Genomic DNA, 22,171 nt, shown 5'->3' with positions numbered 1-22,171 from the left:
ATTGTACAATGAAATGCCCAAACCTTAGTAAAATTATGTATCAAAAATTAAAATTTTTTACTTTTATAGTTTGCTCAATCATAAGTATTTACACTCAAGCACAAAGTGTCTATATTCCTTTAAATCAAGATTATTATCATTTAATTGACCGCTACGAGATAAAACGTGGTAAATTTTCTGAAGGTTTTCATACAACCGTAAAACCTTATACTCGAAAAGGAGTAGTTCAACTCGTTGATAGCATCTGGGCAAGTAATTCAATAATTTTATCCGATAAAGATAGATTCAACTTATCGTATCTTGAAAATGATAGCTGGGAATGGAAAAATAACGATACTACAGGCAATAGCAAAAAACCTTTCTGGAAAATATTCTATCAAAAAAAAGCTGACGCTTATTCAAATGCTGACGATATTCTCGACCTCCACGTTAGTCCAGTACTTAATTTAGAATTTGGTGCGGCTACAGGCGGTGTTCAGAAAAGTACAAGTATTAATACTCGTGGAATAGAAATTCGAGGAATGATTAATAAAAAAGTAGGTTTTTATACTTTTATTTCCGAAAACCAAGCTTATATTCCCGACTACGTAAAAACCTTTGTAGATGCCTATAATCAAAACGAACTCAGACAAACCAATCTTCGATTGCCCGGCATGCCAGGCGAAGGGCTAACCAAAGAATTCAAGCAAAATGCCTATGCTACAGATTTCTTCACGGCTAGGGCTTATATTACTTTTCAGGCTACCAAAAATATACAATTACAGTTTGGGCATGATAAAAATTTTATTGGAAATGGCTTCCGTTCGATGATTTTGTCGGATAATGCCGCTCCAAATTTATTCCTCAAAATCAATACCCATATTGGGAAATTTCAATACCAAAACCTCTTCACGCAGCTAGTTTATACAGGTTTAAAACCAAACGACCAGATTTTCCCGAAGAAGTATATGGCGATGCACCATTTAAGCCTTAATCTTTCTAAAAATTTCAATATTGGTATTTCTGAAAGTATTGTTTTTCAAAGAGACAGCACCAATGGCGATGGTTTTGATTTGAATTACTTGAATCCTGTAATTTTTTATCGTTCTATAGAAAGTTTTCAAGGAAGTGGCGACAATGCTTTAATTGGTTTCGATTTTAAATGGAATTTTGCCAAACGTTTTTCTCTTTATGGACAGTTGATGTTGGATGAATTTATTGCAAAAGAGATTTTTAAACCTACAGGTTATTGGGCAAATAAAAATGGTTTACAAGCTGGGTTGAAGTACATTGATGTTTTTGGAGTAAATAATTTAGACTTCCAGACAGAAGTAAATGCTGCTCGTCCATATACTTATAGCCATGATAGCGGCGCCAATTATACGCAATACAACCAATCTTTGGCACATCCACTCGGAGCTAATTTTGTAGAATGGTCTAATATCATTCGTTGGCAAGCTTTAAAGAAACTCAATATCACTGCAAATATTATTTTTGCAAAATTTGGAGAAGATAGAAATTCAACTGAAAACTGGGGACAAAATATTCAAAAAGACTATGATACCAGAAGTAGAAAAGTGTTGTATAATGATGATTATGGTAATGAAATTGGTCAAGGAAGAAGTACCAGAACGATGATTTATGATGTTAGAGCGTCTTATCAACTAAAACATAATTTCTTCCTTGATTTGCGTTTCTTGAGTCGTGATTATAAAAGTGGAAACAGTGAATTAAATTATACCAATACCATCAAATCGTTCGGAATACGTTGGAATATTCCTTACCGACAAATGTTATTTTGATGATTCATATCCATATTCAGTTGTGAAAACTGCATAATCTTCCGATTCATTATGAAGCCTATCAAAAGAGGTTACACAATAAATGTATCCTCTAAATTTTTCAGCAGTAGTATCTTCAAAAGTATTTATTTTACCAATATAGATAAGTTTTTCACCTTTTGATAAATCTGGCTTTTCACCTTTTTCAAAGCGATAAACGGCATAATAATTATTAAGGTCATCATCAACTGCTTTTTCACCAGGTTGCCAAGTCAATACAGGAATCCCTTTATCATTTTTTAGAACTAATAATTTTTGTGGAGCTAATGGCGGAATACTATCTTTCCAAGGCATCGCTGGAATTAATGCAGGATAACGATAATAATTTCGCCTTAAAGTATCCTGAAAACCTCCATAGTTTTCAGTCAAACTTCTTGAACTAAAGAATATACTTCCTTGGCTTAAAATATGTTCACGATTGAATCTAATTTGTTTGGGAGCTTCTGTCAGCGACCAACCCGCCTTGATTTTATAAATCCCTTGACCAATATATAAATGCTTACCAAAAGTATTGTCTTTCCACCAAAGGGCTAATTCGTTATAAGGAATTTTGCTGTGGGTATGTTCGAAATAAATTTGTGGAGCAATATAATCTATCCAACCTTGCTGAAGCCATTTACGAGTATCGGCGAATAAATTGTCATAAGATGTTAATCCTGCCTGCGTGCAAGAACCATCAGGATTTTTAAGACTAAAATTTCTCCAAACACCAAATGGACTTATCCCAAATTTTACTCTTGGTTTTATTTTTTTGATGGCATCACTAATTTGATAAATCAAGGAATCAGTGTTACTTCTTCGCCATTCGTTAATATTTTTTATTCCTCCATTGTATTTTTTAAAGGTTTCTTCATCTTTCAAAACCTCGCCTGTTACTTCATAAGGATAGAAATAATCGTCAAAATGAATGCCATCTACATCATAATTTTTCACAATTTGAACCACTACATCTGTGATGTACTTTCTTACTTCTGGAATTCCAAAATTCAAGAGCTTTTGTCCATCATAAACCAACATCCATTCTGGTTTTGTAACACTAATATGGTCAGGAGCAAGTGTTCTTGATTTTTTAAAAGTAGCACGATTAAGGTTTAGCCAAGCATGAAATTCTAAATTTCGATTGTGAGCTTCCTCAATCATAAAGTTGAGTGGATCATAAAATGGAATAGGAAATTTCCCTTGTTGACCTGTCAAAAACTCAGACCAAGGTTCTGTACTTTTAGCATAATAAGCATCACAGGCATCTCGTACTTGTACAAAAACAGCATTCAAATTCGATTTTTTATGTTCGTTCAATATTCTGATAAAATCTTGCTTTTGAAGTTCAGAATTATACTGACCACGTTTGGGCCAATCAATGTTTTCAACGGTGGCAATCCACGCTGCTCTGAATTCATATTTCTGAGGTTTACTTAATGTTGGGTTCTGAGCATTACATCCAGAACAAGAGAGAAAAAAAAAGAAAAATATTTGTATAAATCGATTGGTCATTATCTAAAAGAGGCTCGTTTGGCAAGTAGATTACCAAATAAAATCTCATATTAAGGCTACATGTATTTGTACAAAAATAAGGAATTATGCCTGAAATTGACAATCTGAAAAATATTCGGAGGAAGGGAATAAAAAAACAGAAGACAATTACTTGTTTATCAAGCAAATATCTTCTGTTTTCTTACAAAATCTATATATTAATCTTCTAAAGTAAACATATAACCAACACCTTTAAGCGTTTTGATATAATGTTCTGGTATTTTTTCTCTGAGTTTTCTGATATGAACATCTACCGTTCTTTCAACAACGTAAACATCTGTACCCCAAACTTTTTCTAATAATTCATCTCTATTAAATACTTTATTAGGATGTTTTGCCAAAAACGAAAGTAACTCAAATTCTTTCTTAGGCATCACTAATGGGTTTCCGTCGTTCAATACACTGTAATTAGTACGATTAATCACCAATTGCCCAATTTCAATTTTTTCATCACTTTCAATTTGTTGTGCCTCACGCCTAAACATTGCTTTAATTCTACTTACTAAAGCTCTTGGTTTAATCGGCTTCACGATATAATCATCTGCACCAACATCAAAAGCTGCTACTTCAGTGTATTCTTCAGCACGAGCCGTAAGAAACAAAATATAAACTTCTTTGAATTCTGGAATAAGACGAAGCTGCCTAGCTGTTTCGATACCATCCTGACGAGGCATCATTACATCCAATAAAATCAAATCAGGTTTGAAAGATTTTGCTACTTCTACAGCTTGAATGCCATCTAAAGCAGATTGAATTTCAAAACCTTCTTTTTGAAGATTATACTCTAACAGTTCAATGATGTCTGGATCGTCATCAACCAGTAAAATTTTGGGAATAGGTAATGCGTTTGCCATATTTTAGTTTGCAACGAATCGTAATTTTATTAAGATTATCCTAATTCAATACTTGCGTTGCTCAATTGTTAATGCAAAATTAATAAGCCCAATATTACGGAATTGTTAAATCTAAATCAGGGAATCTTTATAGAATTTATGAAAGCAAACTACTTACTAAGTTTCTACAAATTAAATTTGGTTATTTGCACAAAAAGAAGATGAATATTTTACTCTATGAGTAATTTATCATTTTTTTTCAATTTGTACTTTCGCTAATTTGCCCTGTTCATTTGAAATTAACAGAATATTGTTCGTTAAAAAAGTAATGGCTTCAGATTGTTGAAAAGCAAAAGTATAACATTTCTTAGGATGCTTAAAGTCTATTTGCTGTTTTTTTATCCCGAAAAATAGCACTTTCCCATAGGTTAATAATGCAAATGTTTTCTCATCTGGACTAATCGCCGCTCCTGTCACCATTGCATTAATCAATACTTCTCCTTTTGGTAAAAGTGCATAATTTCCTGCTTTATTGGGTACAGCATACATTTTCACCAAATTGTTTCCTCTGTTTTTAGAGAACAAGTATAAACTATCTCCGTGTGCAAAAAAGGCTTCGCAATCAAAATTCATATCTTCTTTCGCTGGTGGAAAACGTTCTTGGTCGGCATAATGAAATGAGATTGTTTCAACTTTTGATGGTTCAGATTCTTTCACTTTATAAATCGTCAGATTTCTCCTTTTATTTGCATTATTTCCGATGTCTCCAATATACAGATTGCCGTTGTTATCACGAGTAATTTCTTCCCAGTCTTCATTAATTAAATTGGTAAAATTTATTGTTGATAAAAGTTTCCCATTAATATCTACTTCATAAATTTCAGATTTTCCTCCGCTATCGTTGTGTGTCCAGAAAGTCGTATCTTTTGAAGTTTTTATCAAACCAGAACATTCGTTTACTTCAGAAGCTAAATCGCCGATTTTTGTTACTTTATAGAAGTGTCGTCCTTTCGAGAAATCACTTTGGCTACTTTCTTTATGACAACTACAGAATAATAATTGAAGATTGAATAACCATAAAACAATTTTAGATTGGAACATAATTCAAGAATTTAGATTGGGTCGTAATTAACGATTTTTTTACCAAAACAGAATCAATTCAGTACATTTATCGTTATCATTGCGTGAAATTTAATTAACCACGGGGTGGTCGTCTCAATTATAAAGTAAAATAACAAGGTTTTATTTTATGCTCTGACAAATATCTTATCAGTTTTCTAATAACATATTTGATAAACAATGTCTCAAATGTTGCCCAATAGTTTTTTAGAGGCTCTTTGCCAAAAACATTCAAAACCCAATACTTTTCCTGCCACTTCGACGGTTAAAGAATTGTTCACCGACATTTCGTTGGCATTGTTTCCTGAACAAACACAGCGCCATTTTGGCTGTGTAGATGAACTACAAGAAGCGTTTGACCAAATCCAGTTAAGACTTACCAGATTACTCCGTTCCATGCAACAGCATCTTGATGAAGATGCCCGTACTTTGGCAGCGGCTTATATTCAGAAACTCCCAGAAATTTACAGAGTATTATTAACTGATATTCAGGCAATCATGATGGGCGACCCGGCCGCTCAAAGTGAATACGAAGTAATTAGGGCTTATCCCGGTTTTTATGCCATTACTTTTTACCGTTTGGCACATGCTTTATTCGAATTGAATATACCAATTGTACCTAGGATTTTAACAGAATATGCACATTCTAAAACAGGAATTGATATTCACCCTGGTGCAACAATTGATGAGTATTTCATGATTGACCACGGTACTGGCGTAGTAATTGGCGAAACCACTAACATTGGTAAGCATGTAAAATTATATCAAGGCGTTACTTTAGGTGCATTATCGGTTAGTAAAGAAATGGCGTCGCAGAAACGCCATCCAACCATTGAAGACCACGTTGTGATTTATGCTGGAGCAACTATTTTGGGCGGAGAAACAGTTGTTGGCGCAAACTCTATCATCGGAGGAAATGTTTGGCTTACTCGTAGCATTCCTTCTTTCACAAAAATATATCACCAAGAACAGGTAAAAATATTGCAGTAATATAATTGAATGGCAACACTCTTAGACTTAGTTGGCAACACGCCAATTGTTGAATTAAACAGAATCAACCCAAATCCAAACGTAAAAATTTACGGAAAATTAGAAGGACATAACCCAGGCGGTTCGGTAAAAGACCGTGCGGCTTACGGGATGATTCGTGGGGCGGTAGAACGTGGAGAAATAAAACCCGGCATGAAGCTCATCGAAGCTACTTCTGGCAATACAGGTATCGCTCTAGCGATGATTGCCCGTTTGTACGGACTAGATATTGAATTAGTAATGCCCGAAAACTCTACTCGTGAAAGAGTACTAACTATGGAAGCTTTCGGTGCAACCGTAACCCTTACTCCTGCTAATATTGGAATTGAAGGCTCAAGAGATTATGCTGAAGCTAAAGTTAAAGAAGGTGGTTTCTTTATGTTAGACCAATTCTCTAATCCTGATAATTACATGGCTCATTATTACTCTACTGGACCAGAAATCTGGAGAGATACTGACCATAAAGTAACACACTTCGTTAGTTCGATGGGAACTACTGGTACGATTATGGGTACTTCTAAATTTTTAAAAGAAGTAAATCCAGAAATCCAGATTGTAGGTTGCCAACCGACGGAAGGCTCTAAAATCCCTGGCATTCGTCGTTGGGAACAGGAATATTTACCCAAAATTTTTGATGCTTCAAGAGTTGATAGAATTATGGATATTTCAGAAAAAGAAGCTCGTGAAATGGCAAATACTTTAGCAAAAGTAGAAGGCGTTTTTGGTGGAATGAGTAGCGGTGGTGCGGCTTCGGCGGCTGTTCGTTTGGCTCAGGAATTAGAATCGGGAATTATCGTTTGTATCATTTGCGACCGTGGCGATAGATACCTTTCTAGTGATTTATTTGGAAACTGATACAAAGACATTCAAATCCTGTGAGTGCTAAAATTATTGTTAGCTGATTACTTGTAGGATTTGAATGTATTTTCAAGGCTTATATTTCCAAACAATTATATCCTTTCTTAAACCATTTATAAAATTTTGGTTCTCCTCAAAATTCTTGAATTTGACATAGCTCCCATCACATTCTCTCACTTGGCACAAAACACAATCGTCAGGAAAATTCTCTACAACAAGAATATCACGTGAGTTATATTTTTCCAGATACATAGTACATCTACTACAATCTCCAAAATCACCTTTCTGCATTTTCTCTGTAAACTCCTTTAACCAAGGAAGGTCAGATACTGGATTGATAACCCCACATACACTCTTATTTATTGGTTCTTGCTTTGAACAAGCTAAGAATACCAATATTGAAACGCCATAAATTATTAATCCTTTAAATTTCATGACTTCCTTTAGTTATGATTGAACAAATAAATTTTAGAATTTTTCTCAATTATTATTGGTAATTAATCAAATATGGTGGATTTACTCGCTATCGATAAAGCACAAAAAAGCCTTTCCGAGAAGAAAGGCTTTTTGGTTTTATTTGCGATATGAAAGTAGAACGCCAGACCACATACTTTTGTTTCATCATTGAAAAATTATTAAATTATTTTTCAAAATATCGTTAAAGTTTTTCAAAATGCCGAATTACATCAGCCAATGCCACAAAAAAGAGTAAGTCTCAACAAATTTTCGGAACTTTGTATTAATTAATATTTATTTAAAATTTGAAAATCCAAGATTAGAATGCGTCTTCATCGTCCATTAGTGATAGCAACCGTAAAGGCTCTGCAAGAAATATTTTTTGTAAAAAATCCTCGCCAAGCCGATAAAGTAATCGAGCAAACCTTGAAATCAAACAAACAATGGGGCAGCCGTGACCGTGCCTTTATTGCAGAAACTACTTATGAAATTGTTCGCTATTGGCGTTTGATTCTTTTCTCAAATAACCTTTATGAAGACAAATTAAAAGCTCCGTACTTCTGGCAAATTGTGGGTTCGTGGTTACTTATCAAAAAACGCCTTTACCCGAATGCTGATAATATTGATTTTCTACCAAAATGGGATGAATTTTCGCACATTCAAGCTGCAAAAATTTTAGACCGTTTTGAAGAAGGAATGCTGATTCGCAAAGTACGTGAATCTGTTCCCGATTGGCTCGACCAGTTATGTGCATCCGAATTAGGCGAAGAAAAATGGTCAGAAGAAATTATGGCGATGAACGAGCAAGCACCAGTCGTGTTAAGAGCAAATACGTTAAAAACCAATCAAGATAAATTACAAGATTTATTGGACGCTATCGACATCGAGACCATCGTTCCTGAAGGTTTACCTGATGCTTTGATTTTGAAACAACGTCAGAGTATTTTCAGAACTGATTATTTCAGACAAGGTTTTTTTGAAGTACAAGATGCAGGTTCGCAATTAATTGCTCCATTTTTGGATGTTCAACCTGGCATGAGAGTCATTGACGCTTGTGCAGGTGCAGGTGGAAAATCTTTACATTTGGCAGCTTTGATGGAAAACAAAGGTAAAATTGTATCAATGGATATTGAAGAATACAAATTGGTAGAATTGATGAAAAGAGCCAAAAGAAACGGTGTTGATAACATCGAAGTAAAGCTCATCGACCCAAAAGTATTGAAAAAATACGAAGCCAGTGCCGATAGATTATTATTGGATGTTCCGTGTTCGGGCTTAGGCGTAATTCGTAGAAATCCAGATTCAAAGTGGAAATTAACGCCTGAGTTTATTGATAACTTAAAAGTTACTCAATGGAATATTCTTACCGAATATTCTGCTATGCTAAAAAAAGGTGGAAAAATGGTTTTTGCTACTTGTAGTCTTTTGCCTTCTGAAAGCGAAAATCATATCAAACGTTTTATGGCTGAGTTTGGTGACCAATGGGAATTTTTAGGGGAAAGACGTACTTCTACCGCTAAAGAAGGTTATGATGGCTTTTATATGGCTTGTTTACAGAAAAAATAATTATTAATTTGAATTAAACCACTCAGAAATGAATCTTTGAGTGGTTTTTTATTGTTCATTAACTATATTTAGTATATCTATTTACTTGTTTAATAGCATTACTTAAATTTACCTTCAAAAATCATCAACTATCATTTACTTCACAATGAAAAATTTAATCGTTTTATTATTATTTACGCTAGTTTGGCAAAATGTAGAAGCACAAGTAGCGACTCGTTGGCGAGCAACTGTTCAAACCGATGGCGGAGCTTTACCTTTTGGACTTGAGATAAAACCCACCAAAAACAAAAAAAAGTTTGATGTTTTTGTATTAAATGCCTCTGAAAGATTCAAAACAGATCAAGCTACTTTAGAAGGCGATTCGTTAATTATTCCAATTTCTCTTTTTGATGCTGAGATTATTGCCAAGAAAAATGCTCAAACATTAATTGGATTTTATCGTAAAAATAAAGGTCGTACTTCTTTCGCTCAATCGCCTTTTCAGGCTACTTTGGGCTATTCTACAAGATTTAGAACCAATAAAATGGCGATTCTGGGCAATACTTCTGGCAAATGGTCTGTGAATTTTATCAATGCCGAAACACAAAAAGCCAGTTTTGCCGTTGGTACTTTCCAACAAAAAGGAACAATTGTAACTGGTTCTTTCTTAACAACTACAGGCGATTATCGTTATATGGACGGGAATATTGTCGGCGATAGCCTTTTCCTTTCTACTTTCGACGGTTCACACGCATTTTTATTGAAAGCTAAAGTAGATGGTGACAAAATTACGGGGAAATTTTACGGAGGAATTAAAGGTTCGAAAATATTCGAAGCTCAAAGAGATGAAAATGCAAGCTTACCAGATTTAGGAAAAATCACTTTTTTAAAAGAAGGCTATGATCGTTTTGATTTTTCTTTTTTAAACGAAAAAGGCGAGAAAATTTCTCTTTCGGATGATGCTTATAAAGGGAAAGTTGTCGTTGTACAAATACTTGGTTCTTGGTGTCCAAATTGTATGGATGAAACCAATTACTTAGTACCTTTTTACAAAAAAAATAAAGCTCGTGGATTTGAAGTAGTAGGTTTAGCTTATGAAAAATCGACTGAAACAGAATTTTTCAAACAAAAAATGGCTTTACTTCGTAAACGTTTCGGCATTGATTATCAGTTATTAAATGCAGGAGTAAACAGTTCAGAAAGTGCTTCGAAAAGTTTACCTTCACTTAACCAAGTAATCGGTTTTCCAACAACGATTGTCTTAGACAAAAAAGGTGACATTCGTTTAACACACGCAGGTTTTTCTGGACCAGGTACTGGGAAATACTATACAGACTGGGTTCACGAATTTGAGAGTAAAATTGATAAATTGATTAAAGAATAAGGAGTACGCTTTAGGCTGTAAGCCGTAGGCAATAGGCAAAATATTCAGGATAAAAGCATATAGCCTAAAGCGAGTAAATTTAATTTTACTCGCTTTAGTTTTTTAATGCAATAAAGCAAAAATCAATAAGTAAGCTCCTACACCCGCAAAATAACCAAGCAAAGCTGTAAAACTGATTTTTCGCATATACCAAAGAAAATCTATTTTCTCCATACCCATTACTGCTACACCAGCTGCCGAACCGATAATTAAAACACTTCCTCCTGTTCCAGCACAATAAGCCATAAATTCCCATAGTTTAGAGTCTGTCGGGAAAGCTGTTAAATCATACATTCCCATCGAGGCAGCTACCAAAGGCACATTATCAATCACAGCCGAAGCTAAGCCAATTACCACTACAATAATATCTTGATTCCCGATAGATTTATCCATCCAGGTAGCCAATTCCGTCAGTAAATGTGTGGATTCTAAAGCAGCAATGGCAATTAAAATTCCTAGAAAAAAAAGAATACTCGAAGTATCAATTTTACTTAACGCATGTGCTACTGTAAAAGGCTTTTTCTCTTCTTCATCTTTACCAGAATGAAGTATTTCAGAAACAATCCAAACGATACTCAATCCCAACAAAATACCCATGTAAGGTGGTAAATGTGTGATGGTTTTAAAAATAGGAACAAACAATAAAGTACAAAATCCTGTAAAAAGCATTATCAAAGAATTTTGCGTTTGGATAATTATTTGATGTACTTCTTCAGGTTTAGCCTCCTCTCCTTTCGCTTTTTTTACTGAGCCTTTTAATTGAAAGGTTAAATAAATCAGTGGAATGATGAGAGAAATCAAACTTGGAAAGAGTAATGTTTTAATAATATTAGTGGGAGTAATTTGCCCGCCAATCCAAAGCATTGTAGTTGTTACATCACCAATTGGTGACCACGCTCCGCCAGCATTTGCAGCAATAATTACAATTCCAGCAAATAATTTTCTTGATTCTGAGTCTTTAATCAATTTTCGAATCACCGAAACCATTACAATGGCTGAAGTAAGGTTATCTAATACCGATGATAAAAAGAAAGTGATAAAAGCAATTGTCCAGAGTAATGTTACTTTATTTTTACTTGTAATGCGGTCAGTAATTAATTTAAAACCTTGATGGGCATCAATCAATTCTACAATTGTCATTGCTCCCAATAAAAAGAAAAGTATTTCTGAAACTGAACCTAAATGATGTGAAAGTTCGCTTAAAACAAGTTCTTTGTCGGACGAGAAAACCACATAAATTGTCCAACATAAAACTCCTGTTAATAAAGCTGTTGCTGTTTTATTGATTTTGATAGGATGTTCTAAAGCAATGCCTAAATAGCCTATTACAAAAATTGATATAATTAAAATCTGCATTCGTTAATGAGTTATGTTGCTGGTAAAGATAAAATAAATATCCTTGTTAATTTCAAACGATTATACTTACAGATTAGCTTTCTTTGAAAATTTCGCATTGAAAAGAATGAAAAAATGCAAGAATTTCATTCATGATTTACAAAATAGCAGCAGAAATACTCAATAAATTCCTTTTTTTCTTTCGCATCCCATAATACTCTTCTAACTTTGTGGGATTTAATTTTTTTCTTATGAAAGTTCTTCGAAGGACTTTCTGATTTCCATAAATAAATTCTAGCAAAAATGAGTTCAATAGTATCGCTCGCAGACCGCATTAATGCACTGGAGGAGTCAGCAACGCTCGGGATGACAAAAAAAGCCCGTGAACTTGCTGCTCAGGGACACAAAGTAATCAGCCTTTCAGTAGGCGAACCAGATTTCAAAACCCCAAAGCACATTTGCGATGCCGCCAAAAAAGCCATTGATGATGGTTTTCATGGTTATTCGCCTGTAGCTGGTTATCCTGACCTTCGCAAAGCGATTGCTGATAAGCTCAAACGTGATAATAATATCGAATGGAATCCTGAAAACATCGTAGTTTCTACAGGAGCGAAACATTCATTAGCAAACGTGATTTCTACTTTGGTAAATCCAGGTGAAGAAGTAATCATTTTTGCTCCATATTGGGTTTCATATTCTGAAATGGTGAAATTGGCAGAAGGTACTTCTGTAATTGTTGATGGTGCTTTTGATAATAACTTCAAGGTAACTCCAGAGCAATTTGAAGCAGCGATTACTCCAAAAACGAAATTGGTGATGTTTGCTTCACCAAATAACCCAACTGGTTCTGTTTATACTGAAGCTGAATTAAGAGCTATCGGTGCTATCGTAGCAAAACACCCAAATATTTTTGTGATGGCTGATGAGATTTACGAATACATCAACTTTACAGAAGCTGGACATTTCTCTATCGGTTCAATTCCTGAGATCAAAGACCAAGTAATTACTGTAAATGGTGTTGCGAAAGGTCATGCAATGACAGGCTGGAGAATTGGATTCATCGCTGCTGCAAAATGGATTGCTGACGGTGTTGAAAAATTACAAGGACAAGTAACTTCTGGAACGAATTCTATTGCACAGAAAGCTGCAACGGTTGCTTTCAACGGTACTTTAGAAGAAGCTTACAAAATGAAAGAAGCTTACCTTCGTCGCCGTGATTTAGTGGTTGGTCTTTTACGTGAAATTGAAGGTTTCAAAGTAAATATGCCAGACGGTGCATTCTATGCTTTTCCAGACGTAAGTTATTACTTCGGAAAATCAGATGGAACAACTACCATCAAAGATTCTGATGATTTCTCGATGTGGCTTTTAGCAGATGCTTTCGTCGCTACTGTAGCTGGAACAAGTTTTGGTGCTCCAGACTGCGTTCGTATATCAACTGCTGCTGCTGACGAACAATTAGTTGAGGCTTGCGAAAGAATTAAAGCTTCGGTTGCGAAACTAAAATAATGATTTTTCTCAGTATTTGAAAAACAAACGTCCACAAGGTAACAACCTTGTGGATTTTTTTATAATTTACCTTCACCTCCATACTAATCCAGTAAAGTAAACTTCATTAAGTACCCAATTATATTATTTTATTTGGCGAAGCAATTAAAATTCTCTGTGATGCCTCTTATATCTAATATCTTTCATTTATGAAAATTTTATATCTAATATTGATATAATGAAATTTGTTTTGATTACTTTGTAAAGTAAAGCCTAACGACTATAAGACACTAAGTAGTATGGAAAAGAAAAAAATATATTGGACAATTCAACTGGCTTGTTGGAGTCTATATATTGTTTATACAACAAGTGAATACATTTATTATGACGTTAATATTTCTACGGCTATCATTTCTGGATTTACGAACTTTCTGGTATTTATTGGCTGTACGCATATTTATTATTCAATTGTAAATCCCAAAAAGATAGAATCCCTCAATTGGCAAAAATTCATTTTATATCCCATTGTTGCCAATTTTATTATTGCTGTTGTAGTTTACTTTATTAATTTTCTGTTTTTGAATATCACCATCCCATATTCCAATATTCAATCAGATTTTCTTGGCAATGCTTTTCAATTTGTTAAAACATTCAGATTTATCATGCCTTGGTTTATTTTCTATCATGGAATTAAGTTTGCAAAAAAAGCAATTCATGAAGAAAGAGCAAAAGTAGAAGCTGAAATACATATCAAAGAAGTAGAATTAGTAAGTTTACGAAGCCAATTAAACCCCCATTTTTTATTCAATTCACTCAACAGCATACAGGCTCTTACTTTGTCGGAACCCAAAATGGCAAGAGATGCCACTATCAAACTTTCTGATTTACTTAGGATGTCACTTTCATTTTATGAATTGAGAGATATTACTTTTCAAGAAGAATTGAATCTTGTAAAAAACTACCTTGATCTTGAAAAAATGCGTTTCGACGACCGTTTAAATTATAAAACAAATGTCAGCAAAAGTGTACTTGCAGCCAGAGTTCCCCCGATGTCATTGCAATTATTAGCAGAAAACGCCATTAAACATGGTATTGGTAAGCTGAAAAATGGCGGAGAAATCATTGTTTTTGCCCATAAAAAAAATAATTTATTAGTTTTTGGAATCCAGAATACTGGCACAATTTTGGCAGAAAATTCAGAGAAAAAGACTCGCAAAGGAATTGGATTAGAAAATCTTAAAAGAAGACTTCTCATTAATTATGGCTTAAAAGATGCTATTGTAATTTATGGAGAGGACAATATGGTAACTGCACAGGTAAGTATTCCCTTTAAAGCGTAACTTTATTCTAATAATAAAGTTTTTTCTCGCCCAAAAAACTTTATTTCAACGTTAATCAAAAATAAATAAGAAAAAAAAAGCGAACTAAGCCATTTTTTTTCCTTGAAAATGATTTGAAATTTACTATATTAGCGGAAAATACAGGTAAGTACAACTAAAGCACTACCCCTGAGAGGATCACAGGTGATGACCTATATTAATTATTGCAAATCAGTTAAGTGAGATGGCTAATAGAAAACCTTACTCTCCAAGAGCTGTTGATCGCCAATATCAAGACTTGTCCAATATTAAGCCAATGAGTAAGAAAATTAAGACTATCTTGGTGGATGACGAGAGGTTAGCTCGCCAAGAATTAAAGTACTTGTTACAAGACTATCCGGATATTCAAATCATTGATGAAGCCGAAAATGTGGATGATGCGATTGAGAAAATCCATCGTTTACAGCCTGACTTGATTTTTTTGGATATTGAAATGCCAGAAAAAAATGGTTTCGACTTATTGGATGAACTAGAATTCATTCCTAAAATAGTATTTGTAACGGCTTATAATCAATATGCGATTCAAGCATTTGAATCGGAAGCAATGGATTATCTCTTAAAACCTATGAAAGCCGAAAGACTTTCAAGAACGATTGAGAAAATCCGTGCTGAAATCCAACAAACAAGAATTTCAGAAGCTGTTTCGGAAGGAAGACTTCCACCAGATAAAAGAATTTTCTTGAAAGATGGCGACAAATGTTATTTCGTAAGATTAACAGAAATATACATGATTGAATCTGTGGGTAATTATTGTCGTTTCCATTTCGGAAGTAACAGACCGATGATTCACCGTTCTTTGAATAAAATTCAGGAACGTTTAGACCCAAACACTTTCTTCAGAGCTAACCGTCAGCAAATTATCAATACCGAATATATTGCTGAAATAGACTCTTACTACAAAGGTGGAATGAAGGTTGTTTTGAACAATGGAATTGAGTTAGAAATTTCAACCAGAAACTCGGTTGCCTTTAAAGATATGATGGGAATATAAAATGATTTTTATCACTTTTCCACTAAAAGTCCTCAAAAATTTATCTTTGAGGACTTTTTTCATTCCGCACTTGAACGGTTTTTTAAAATTTCAAAATGAATATTCATCACTTCATCCTAATTTTCAGGACAACATAACCATTAAACAGAATTTATCCTCCTATTTCTGCGAAGATGTACTTTCTCTTGCTTTTATTATCATGAGTTAAGTATATTTGCTTAAAGTAATTTAATAATTACTTATAAAAAGGTTTAATAGTGGCGGCTATTAAACCTTTTTTTATTGCCAATCATTTATCTGCAAGACCATCGACTGAATGGCAGATTTTACTATCTTTGCCTTTATGCGAATTCTAAGATTTTTATATACCGCTTGGGCTATTTTCTGGTTTGTTTCGTTATTTCTAATCCTTTTCCCTTTCTTCTGGCTTTTCCTTCAGAAAGAAACTTGGAAACCGAAAGCTCATTATTTGAACCGATTGTGGGGTAAACTTTACTTCCCAATAATTGGTATGCCTATCAATATAAAATATGAAGCTGAAATAGATGTAAACAAAACTTATGTTTTTTGTGCCAATCACTTTTCGTACTTAGATATTGCCGTGATGGGCTTGGTCATCAAAAACTATTATGCCTTTGTCGGAAAAGCTGGACTCAAGAAAGTACCTCTATTCGGCTATATGTTTAGAAAATTGCATATTCAAGTTGATAGAAATGATAAACAAAGCCGTGCTATTTCTCTGACTCGTTCCTTAAAAGCCTTGAAGAATGGTAGAAGTATCATCATTTTTCCAGAAGGTGGAATCAAAGCAAAACATCCTCCTAAATTACATCTTCCCTTGAAAGACGGAGGTTTTGTCATGGCAATTAACCAACAAATACCAATTGTACCGATTACTTTTCTGAATAATTTCCAGATTTTAGAGGATGGTAAATACCTACTTAAGCCAAAAGCCGTTGAAGTAATCGTACACAAACCCATAGAAACGAAAGGAATGACTAGCAATGACGTTGAAGCGTTGAAGGAAAAATTCAAGGAAGTTGTTCAAGGGACACTCGATATTACTCATCAAACCCAAGGCATTTTTCAAGAAAGTATCTCATAAAGTCCAATCAAAAGACTTTGCTACCTGTTATCCAAAATCTTTGTATCTTTTGAAAGGATACGATTTACTTTGAAAAAAATAAACAATCAAAATCTAAACGATAATAACATGTACTCTCACGAAATTGATTACAAAATTATAGGAGAAGATATCCAATTAGTAGAAGTAGAACTAGACCCTAACGAAACCGTGATTGCTGAAGCAGGCACGATGTGTTACATGGAAGAAGGGATTGTCTTTGAAACCAAAATGGGTGATGGCTCAAGTGCTGATAATTCATTAATTGGCAAGCTTTTTCAAGCGGGTTCTCGTTTATTAACTGGCGAATCACTTTTTATGACACATTTTACCAATCGTGGTTATGGCAAACGTAAAGTTGCTTTTGCAGCACCACACCCTGGTACTATTATCCCGATTAACCTTTCAACACTTCCAGGAAACACTTTAATTGCTCAAAAAGATAGTTTTCTTTGTGCTGCTTTAGGAACAAAGGTTTCAATTACTTTTAATCAAAAAATTGGTGCTGGCTTTTTCGGTGGTGAAGGTTTCATTTTAGAAAAACTTCAAGGTGATGGTTTAGCATTTGTTCATGCTGGCGGTACAATTGTAGAAAAATACTTAAACAATGAAACTTTAAGAATTGATACTGGCTGTATTGTAGCTTTTGAACAAACTTTAAGCTACGACATCCAAAAAGCTGGTAATTTAAAATCTATGATTTTGGGTGGTGAGGGGCTTTTCTTAGCCACTATGCGTGGTACTGGTAGAGTTTGGATTCAGTCTATGCCATTATCTAAATTAATCCGCACGCTATCTCCTTATGGTGGCAATGCTAATAAAGAAAGTGGTTCGGTATTAGGTGGTTTAGGTAATATTTTAGGCGACTAAGCGTTGTTTGTCGGTACTTTTCATTACACGACAATCAATTTATCATATTCAATAAAAACTTCATCACTTTGAATGAAGTTTTTACATTCAAACAATCAATGATTCATCAAAAAGGATTTTTTCATCAAATCAGTGCAGGCTTATTAGCTTGCACTTTTCTTGTTTTCGGACTAAGTAGTTGTAGAAAAACAAAGGACGATAGCGATTTCTTACCAAAGCCTAAAGGTTTTAACCGCATAGATTTACCTTCAACGCATTACGTTCAATTACTTGAAAATCATCCTTATACATTTCAATATTCAAGTCAGGCAATTATTAAACCTGATACTGTAGCATGGGCTGAACCTCATTGGATTTATGTGTATTATCCAGCTTACAAAGCGATGATTCAACTTACCTACAAATCGCTTAACAATGACCCGACCAAGCTTTCAAGACTTATTGACGATGCTTACAAATTAGCAGCAAAACATAGTCAAAAAGCTTCGTCTATTCAAAATTCAATCCTCACAACTCCCAAAGGCGAAAAAGTAATGTTGATGAGATTGGAAGGTGAAGTGCCTACCTACCTACAATTCTACACTACCGACTCCACAAAGCATTATTTACGTGGAGCACTTTACTTTAACACAGCCTTGAAAAGCGATTCTCTAGAACCCGTTATTGAATACCTTAAAAAGGATGTTATCAAAATGGTAAATACCCTTCAATGGAAACAATAATCTAACTCATCATATCATTTTAGTAAGCCAGTACTTCGGTATTGGCTTTTTATTTTAAGGATTTTCGAGTAAATTACATTTACAAATTATCCTAACCATAAAATATGTTTGGCTCCACATTTCAAAGCATTGTAGATAGACGTCGCTCGGTAAGAATTTTCGATAACAATGCTCCTTTTGATGAATCCGTCGTTTCTAAATCCTTAGCATTATCAGTACTTTCAGCAAATAGCAGTAATATGCAACTTTGGGAGTTTTATCAAATTAAAACGAAAGCTGTTCATGAAGCCCTTAATAAAGCTTGTATGGGGCAATCGGCTGCTAAAACGGCTAATCAGTTAGTTGTTTTTGTGACTCGCCAAGATAAATGGAAAGAAAGAGTACAATGGAACATCGACAAGCTTGAAAAACAATTTGAAGGCAAAGAATTAACTAAAAAAGACCTTAGAGCTTTTGATTATTACAAGAAATTAATGCCATTGGTTTACAGATATGACCCATTCGGCTTTAATACTTTATTTAGAAGCATTATTGTATTTTTCATGGGCTTTAATAAACCTTTCTTGAGAATTCGTAATCATGGCGACCAGCGAGTAATGTGTCATAAATCATGTGCATTAGCGGCTCAAACATTCATGTTAAGCATGGCATCGGAAGGATATGACACTTGCCCAATGGAAGGTTTTGATAGCGACTTAGTTAAAAAAATCTTAAAGCTTCCTTCTTCAGCAGAAATTAATATGATTATAGCATGTGGCATTGGAAAACCTGAAGGTATCTATTCAGATAGAGTCCGTGTGCCTAATCAAGAGGTAATCTTTGAAGTATAATTAACAAACTATCTTTATTTTATGAAAAAACCATTATTACTCGCACTAACGCTCATGTCATTTTTGGGAAATGCCCAAAAGAAAAAAGCAAGTACAACTTCATCTTCAGAAACCGACAAGCAAACAATTATCAGCAACATTGATAAACGCTTCGATGAGTATGCAGGTATATCAAAACAGATATGGAATTTTGCAGAATTGGGTTACATGGAAGAAAAAAGTTCTTTGCTTTTACAAGAACAACTCAAGAAAGAAGGCTTTACAGTACAAGCAGGCATAGCGGGAATTCCTACTGCATTCGTTGCAAGTTTTGGAGAAGGAAAACCTGTTATTGGTATTTTAGGTGAATACGATGCTCTACCCGGATTAGCTCAACAAGCTGTTCCTGAGATTAGTCCTATTCCTAATCAAAAAGGCGGTCATGGATGCGGACATAATTTATTCGGTACTGCTTCAGTCGCTGCTGCTGTTGAAGTAAAGAATTGGTTAGTAAAGTCTGGTCAAAAAGGAACTATCAAGATTTATGGATGCCCTGCGGAAGAAGGTGGTTCAGGTAAAGTCTATATGGTACGAGAAGGCTTTTTTAATGATGTAGATGTAGTCCTTCATTGGCATCCGGGTGCGCAGAATTCAGCCGATGCGGGTACTTCTTTAGCCAATAAAAATGCTAAATTTCGTTTTAAAGGAATTGCCTCACACGCTGCTGCATCTCCAGAACGTGGGCGTTCTGCTTTAGATGGCGTTGAAGCAATGAATATGATGGTCAACATGATGCGTGAACATATCCCACAAGATACTCGTATCCATTATGTAATTACAAAAGGCGGAGAAGCCCCTAATGTAGTACCTGCTTATGCCGAAGTATATTATTACGCTCGCCATAAAGACCGTGAAATACTTCAAGGTGTTTGGAAGCGCATCGAAAATGCGGCACAAGGTGCAGCACTAGGAACAGGAACTAAAGTTGAATGGGAAGTATTAGGAGGTGTATTTAACTTGTTGCCAAATATTACTTTAGCCAATGTAATGCACAGTAACTTGGCTAAAGTTGGCGGGGTTGTCTATAATGAAGAAGAAAAGAAGTTTGCAGTATCATTAAGCGAGACTTTAGGTGAACAAAAACAGCCTATCGAAAATGCAGCCTTGGTAAAAGATTTTCGTGATGGCTCAGAAAGTGCAACAAGCGGGGGTTCTACTGATGTAGGCGACGTTAGTTGGACTGTACCAACGGTAGGATTACAGACTGCTACGTGGGTTCCGGGTTCATCGGCACATAGTTGGCAATCAACCGCTGCAAGTGGTATGGGTATCGGGCAAAAAGGAATGATTGTGGCGGCTAAAACTTTAGCTTGTACGGCTTTAGATTTATTCAAAGACCAAACATTAATCGACAAAGCAAAAGCAGAATGGACACAAAAAAGAGGAGCTAACTTTAAGTACGAAGCACTATTAGGCGACAGAAAGCCTGCTTTAGATTACAGAAAGTAATATTTATAATTCTTTTTACCTATCCCCTTCTCAAATCAAGAAGGGGATTTTTTGTGCCTCGTATTTTTATTTTTTACAATAACATTATCGAATAAATTATTTTTAAAAAGTGCATAGACACTTATAAAAAATATCATCACGCTATCAATTTTAAAAGTTATATTATTCATTCAAGCTCTTAACTTAGTAATTCAAACTCTCTATTTAGCAATTCAAATACTCAAGTTATTAATTCAAACAATCAGGTTATCAATTCAAACAATCTGATTATTAATTCAAGCTCTTGACTTTGCAATTCTAACAGTCATGTTGTCTATTCAAACTATCGACTTAACAATTCTAACATTCAGGTTATTAATTTAAGCTTTCAACTTGCTAATTCTAACAGTTGAGTTATTTACTCAAGCTGTACGATTTATCAAATTAAATGACAATTAACACATCAAAAAAAATAGCAAACCCTTATGCTTAAACGTCATAGGATTTGCTATGTATTGATTACCAATAAAATATTACTTTAAACTTCTGAAAGCAATACCGCTTACTTGATTGTATTCATTGCTACTTACGCCAAAAACTGTTTTAACATAAGTTTTTACATCAAAGGCAATGGCTACCAAACCAATTTTAGGTTCATACAAGGTTTTATTTCTTTGCTTTCTAAACATATCAAGTGCTACACTAGCATTTATTACTGCCGTGTTTGCTGTTCTTAATTCAGCCGAATACTCTTGCAAGGAAGCTACTTTTAGTTCAATTTCATTAGGATTATATTCAGGATGAACATTTAACAAGGCAATTAACGAGTTTAAGTGTTCTATTAAATAATCATAGCTTTGATGACTAGAAGAAATAGTTTTAGGAATAACAGTAATTCCGTTTTCTTCATAAGCTTCTGGCTTTGCAGTGGCTCTTTGCCCTCTTATTTTACGAATAATAGCTTTCCCTTTTTCAACAACGGCATCATCAAGACCAGCAATAGACAAGGCGCCGACAACCTTAGTCCCTAATGGTTTCAAGGAGGCAAATGCTGTTTTTCTTACAATAACAGCATTATTATATGCAGCTTCAAAAGTTTTAGATTGGTCGAGTAAATCTCGTGCTACAGATAATTGATTTTCTAAATTAGGGATTTTCAATAATTCCCTTGAAGGGTTGTAACGTTCACCAAAGGTGATACACTTAGCGATAAGTGACTCGAAGTTAGAAATGTTTACTGCATTTCCAGTTTCTTGTGTAGTTTGCATAATAATATGATTTAGATTAAAATACGGTATAAAAATATATTCATTAACCGTTCAAGAAAATAAAACGATTAATAAGCTTTTGAAC

At 34.5% G+C, this 22,171-nt stretch carries 19 protein-coding genes; 13 read left to right on the top strand and 6 right to left on the bottom strand.

Going from position 1 to position 22,171, the window contains the following annotated elements; translation table 11 throughout:
• The first annotated feature begins 35 nt into the window (after nucleotides 1-35).
• Nucleotides 36-1,781, top strand: coding sequence for a hypothetical protein (locus VB776_RS02820; RefSeq protein WP_323325813.1), 1,746 nt, complete (start codon nucleotides 36-38; stop codon nucleotides 1,779-1,781).
• Here the strand turns inward: VB776_RS02820 and VB776_RS02815 are convergent.
• The 3 genes from VB776_RS02815 to VB776_RS02805 all read right to left on the bottom strand — a co-directional run bounded on the left by VB776_RS02815 (nucleotide 1,773) and on the right by VB776_RS02805 (nucleotide 5,284).
• Nucleotides 1,773-3,311: a glycoside hydrolase family 10 protein gene (locus tag VB776_RS02815; RefSeq protein ID WP_323325811.1), complete on the bottom strand. Its 1,539-nt coding sequence runs from the start codon at nucleotides 3,309-3,311 to the stop codon at nucleotides 1,773-1,775. The genes VB776_RS02820 and VB776_RS02815 overlap by 9 nt on opposite strands.
• A 197-nt stretch (nucleotides 3,312-3,508) precedes the next feature.
• Entirely contained in the window at nucleotides 3,509-4,204 is a 696-nt protein-coding gene (locus VB776_RS02810; protein WP_323325808.1) for a response regulator transcription factor, read from the bottom strand.
• Nucleotides 4,205-4,432: 228 nt separating this feature from the next.
• Nucleotides 4,433-5,284: a hypothetical protein gene (locus VB776_RS02805; protein ID WP_323325807.1), complete on the bottom strand. Its 852-nt coding sequence runs from the start codon at nucleotides 5,282-5,284 to the stop codon at nucleotides 4,433-4,435.
• Between the two features lie 207 nt (nucleotides 5,285-5,491).
• Here VB776_RS02805 and epsC point away from each other — a divergent pair, with 207 nt between their 5' ends.
• The gene (gene epsC, locus VB776_RS02800; protein WP_323325806.1) at nucleotides 5,492-6,292 is read left to right on the top strand and encodes a serine O-acetyltransferase EpsC; all 801 of its coding nucleotides are present in this window, start codon (nucleotides 5,492-5,494) and stop codon (nucleotides 6,290-6,292) included.
• A 9-nt stretch (nucleotides 6,293-6,301) separates the two neighbouring features.
• Nucleotides 6,302-7,186: a cysteine synthase CysM gene (gene cysM / locus VB776_RS02795; RefSeq protein ID WP_323325803.1), complete on the top strand. Its 885-nt coding sequence runs from the start codon at nucleotides 6,302-6,304 to the stop codon at nucleotides 7,184-7,186.
• Between the two features lie 72 nt (nucleotides 7,187-7,258).
• Here the strand turns inward: cysM and VB776_RS02790 are convergent, their stop codons facing one another.
• Nucleotides 7,259-7,624, bottom strand: coding sequence for a hypothetical protein (locus tag VB776_RS02790; protein ID WP_323325801.1), 366 nt, complete (start codon nucleotides 7,622-7,624; stop codon nucleotides 7,259-7,261).
• A gap of 345 nt (nucleotides 7,625-7,969) precedes the next feature.
• On the opposite strand from VB776_RS02790, the gene VB776_RS02785 reads away from it, so the two are divergent.
• Nucleotides 7,970-9,211 carry an RsmB/NOP family class I SAM-dependent RNA methyltransferase gene (locus VB776_RS02785; RefSeq protein WP_323325799.1) on the top strand — a complete coding sequence of 414 codons (1,242 nt, stop codon included), beginning with the start codon at nucleotides 7,970-7,972 and terminating at the stop codon, nucleotides 9,209-9,211.
• A gap of 145 nt (nucleotides 9,212-9,356) precedes the next feature.
• Nucleotides 9,357-10,574 carry a peroxiredoxin family protein gene (locus tag VB776_RS02780; protein WP_323325797.1) on the top strand — a complete coding sequence of 406 codons (1,218 nt, stop codon included), beginning with the start codon at nucleotides 9,357-9,359 and terminating at the stop codon, nucleotides 10,572-10,574.
• Between the two features lie 102 nt (nucleotides 10,575-10,676).
• Here the strand turns inward: VB776_RS02780 and nhaD are convergent, their stop codons facing one another.
• Complete coding sequence (gene nhaD / locus VB776_RS02775; protein WP_323325795.1) at nucleotides 10,677-11,969, bottom strand: sodium:proton antiporter NhaD; 1,293 nt, start codon at nucleotides 11,967-11,969, stop codon at nucleotides 10,677-10,679.
• Nucleotides 11,970-12,251: 282 nt separating this feature from the next.
• Here nhaD and VB776_RS02770 point away from each other — a divergent pair, with 282 nt between their 5' ends.
• The 8 genes from VB776_RS02770 (at nucleotide 12,252) to VB776_RS02735 (ending at nucleotide 20,839) form a co-directional block, all read left to right on the top strand.
• On the top strand, nucleotides 12,252-13,457 hold the full coding sequence (locus VB776_RS02770; protein ID WP_323325793.1) for an aminotransferase class I/II-fold pyridoxal phosphate-dependent enzyme: 1,206 nt from the start codon (nucleotides 12,252-12,254) through the stop codon (nucleotides 13,455-13,457).
• A gap of 278 nt (nucleotides 13,458-13,735) precedes the next feature.
• Nucleotides 13,736-14,776: a sensor histidine kinase gene (locus VB776_RS02765; RefSeq protein ID WP_323325791.1), complete on the top strand. Its 1,041-nt coding sequence runs from the start codon at nucleotides 13,736-13,738 to the stop codon at nucleotides 14,774-14,776.
• Nucleotides 14,777-14,999: 223 nt separating this feature from the next.
• On the top strand, nucleotides 15,000-15,806 hold the full coding sequence (locus VB776_RS02760; protein ID WP_323325789.1) for a response regulator: 807 nt from the start codon (nucleotides 15,000-15,002) through the stop codon (nucleotides 15,804-15,806).
• A gap of 316 nt (nucleotides 15,807-16,122) precedes the next feature.
• A complete protein-coding gene (locus tag VB776_RS02755; RefSeq protein WP_323325787.1) occupies nucleotides 16,123-16,911 on the top strand; it encodes a lysophospholipid acyltransferase family protein in 789 nt (262 codons plus the stop codon).
• A 108-nt stretch (nucleotides 16,912-17,019) separates the two neighbouring features.
• On the top strand, nucleotides 17,020-17,799 hold the full coding sequence (locus tag VB776_RS02750) for a TIGR00266 family protein (RefSeq protein WP_184130248.1): 780 nt from the start codon (nucleotides 17,020-17,022) through the stop codon (nucleotides 17,797-17,799).
• Between the two features lie 98 nt (nucleotides 17,800-17,897).
• Nucleotides 17,898-18,521, top strand: coding sequence for a gliding motility lipoprotein GldD (gene gldD, locus VB776_RS02745; protein ID WP_323325785.1), 624 nt, complete (start codon nucleotides 17,898-17,900; stop codon nucleotides 18,519-18,521).
• Nucleotides 18,522-18,625: 104 nt separating this feature from the next.
• Entirely contained in the window at nucleotides 18,626-19,351 is a 726-nt protein-coding gene (locus VB776_RS02740) for a nitroreductase family protein (RefSeq protein WP_323325783.1), read from the top strand.
• Nucleotides 19,352-19,372: 21 nt separating this feature from the next.
• On the top strand, nucleotides 19,373-20,839 hold the full coding sequence (locus tag VB776_RS02735; protein ID WP_323325782.1) for an amidohydrolase: 1,467 nt from the start codon (nucleotides 19,373-19,375) through the stop codon (nucleotides 20,837-20,839).
• A 512-nt stretch (nucleotides 20,840-21,351) separates the two neighbouring features.
• Here VB776_RS02735 and VB776_RS02730 read toward each other — a convergent pair.
• Nucleotides 21,352-22,086 (bottom strand): hypothetical protein, encoded by a 735-nt coding sequence (locus VB776_RS02730; protein WP_323325781.1) that lies wholly within the window; start codon nucleotides 22,084-22,086, stop codon nucleotides 21,352-21,354.
• Between the last annotated feature and the right edge of the window lie 85 nt (nucleotides 22,087-22,171).

The sequence above is a fragment of the Arcicella gelida genome, from assembly GCF_034931025.1.
Taxonomy (GTDB): domain Bacteria; phylum Bacteroidota; class Bacteroidia; order Cytophagales; family Spirosomataceae; genus Arcicella; species Arcicella gelida.
This window is presented reverse-complemented; position numbering and strand designations above follow the sequence as displayed.